Raw genomic sequence first — 2,142 nt, 5'->3', positions numbered from 1 at the left:
ACCAGATGGTTTGATGAGAATTATTAATAGTGTTAGCTTTGCATTTTAATTTCCACGCATGAGTGACAGCATAAAACACGAATGTGGTGTAGCCATGATCAGGCTACGAAAACCACTATCTTACTACATCGAAAAATACGGTTCACCGACCTATGCCGTAAACAAAATGTACATCTTGATGGAGAAACAACGTAACCGGGGCCAGGATGGTGTCGGCGTTGCCAATATCAAGATTGGCCTTAAGCCAGGCCTGCGGTATATCAGTCGTTACCGATCCATTGATCAGGACCCGATAAAGACGATTTTTGAGAAGGTCGGCAAAAAGTACCGAAAAGCCCAAAAGGAAGGAGGTCACAAGTATTACGATGAAAAGTGGATGAAAGAGAATTGTGCCTTCACCGGAGAGCTATGGCTGGGGCACCTGAGGTATGGAACCCACGGCAAGAACAGTATAGAAAACTGTCACCCTTTCCTAAGGCAAAATAACTGGAGAAGCCGTAACCTCGTAGTGGCCGGAAACTTTAACATGACCAACGTGGATGAACTGTTCGACATCCTGGTAAAGCTTGGTCAGCACCCCAAAGAGAAAGTGGATACCGTTACGGTAATGGAGAAAATAGGCCACTTCCTCGATGAAGAAAACAACGATATCTTCAGAAAATATAAGGAGCAGTACTCCAATCAGGAGATCACTGAGGTAATAGAAAGCGAACTTGACCTGCAAAAGGTACTGAGCCGCGCCTGTAAAGATTTTGATGGTGGTTATACCATGGCCGGAATGGTTGGACATGGTGATGCTTTTGTGGCAAGAGACCCTGCGGGTATCAGACCTGCCTATTATTATGCCGATGATGAAGTGATCGTAGTGGCCTCTGAGAAGCCGGCCATCAAAACCGCTTTCAATGTTGATTATAATCAGATCAAAGAAATCAGCCCTGGCCATGCATTGATCGTGAAAAAGAACGGGCAGTTTGGTGAATATCAGTTCATTAAACCTACCGAGAAAAAGTCATGCAGCTTTGAGAGGATATACTTCTCAAGGGGAACGGATCCTGATATTTATAACGAAAGAAAAAAACTGGGTAAACTTCTGGTTCCCCAGATCCTGAAGGCTATTAATTTCGATCTTAAAAACACGGTTTTCTCCTACATCCCCAACACTGCGGAAACAGCCTTTTTAGGTATGATGGAGGGTATGGAAGACTATCTGAGCGCCAAGCGTAAAGAGGTTGTGCTGGAAGGCAAGCCGCGGGTGGATTCCGTAGAGGACATCCTGTCGTTTAGGCCAAGGGTAGAGAAGATTGTAATCAAAGATGCCAAACTAAGGACTTTTATTGCTGATGACGACCATAGGGATGAGATGGTAGCCCATGTTTATGACACTACTTATGAGGTGATCAGAAAGCATACGGATACCCTGGTGATCATCGATGACTCTATCGTTCGTGGTACTACACTGGAAAAGAGTATCCTCACCATGCTCAACAGACTTAAGCCCAAGAAGGTGGTGATTGTATCTTCTGCGCCGCAGATCAGGTTCCCTGATTGTTATGGTATTGACATGTCTAAGATGAACGAATTCATTGCATTCAGGGCTATGGTGGAACTCTTGAAAGATAAAGGCAAGGAATACATGATGGAGGAGGTTTATGAGCTTTGTAAGCAGTCGCTTGCCAAAAAAGAGCCTGTAAACCATGTGAACAAGCTTTATGACCTCTTTAGCTATGAAGAGCTCTCAGAAAAAATTGCTGAGATCGTAAAGCCTCAAGAGATGACATCTGAGCTTGAAGTAATCTATCAGACCGTAGAAAATCTGCACAAAGCATGCCCCAATCATCAGGGAGACTGGTACTTTACCGGTTATTTCCCCACTCCGGGCGGCGTGAGGGTGGCGAATCAGTCATATGTCAACTTTATGGAAGGTAAGCTGGTAAGGGCTTATTAAAATAAATATAACCAGACATTTAATGGAAAAGCCCGGGATTCAATCTCGGGCTTTTCTATTTTGTTTGCACAGAGTTCTTTGAGAGAAAAATCTATCCAGATATTGGTATCGCAAAGAACTAATGATTCCTTTTCCACGCACTTTTTTGCAGTTCTTTCGCATTAACGTCCCTATCTTTCCATAAGCCGGCGGAAGCA

Annotated in this window: 1 protein-coding gene; it reads left to right on the top strand. The window is 44.0% G+C overall.

Going from position 1 to position 2,142, the window contains the following annotated elements:
• Positions 1 to 58: 58 nt before the first annotated feature.
• The gene (locus tag E1163_RS00875; protein WP_155168639.1) at positions 59 to 1,945 is read left to right on the top strand and encodes an amidophosphoribosyltransferase; all 1,887 of its coding nucleotides are present in this window, start codon (positions 59 to 61) and stop codon (positions 1,943 to 1,945) included.
• Positions 1,946 to 2,142 lie beyond the last annotated feature (197 nt).

The sequence above is a fragment of the Fulvivirga kasyanovii genome, from assembly GCF_009711405.1.
Taxonomy (GTDB): Bacteria; Bacteroidota; Bacteroidia; order Cytophagales; family Cyclobacteriaceae; genus Fulvivirga; species Fulvivirga kasyanovii.
Note: the sequence above shows the minus strand (reverse complement) of the source record. Positions and strands in the feature narration are given on the sequence as shown.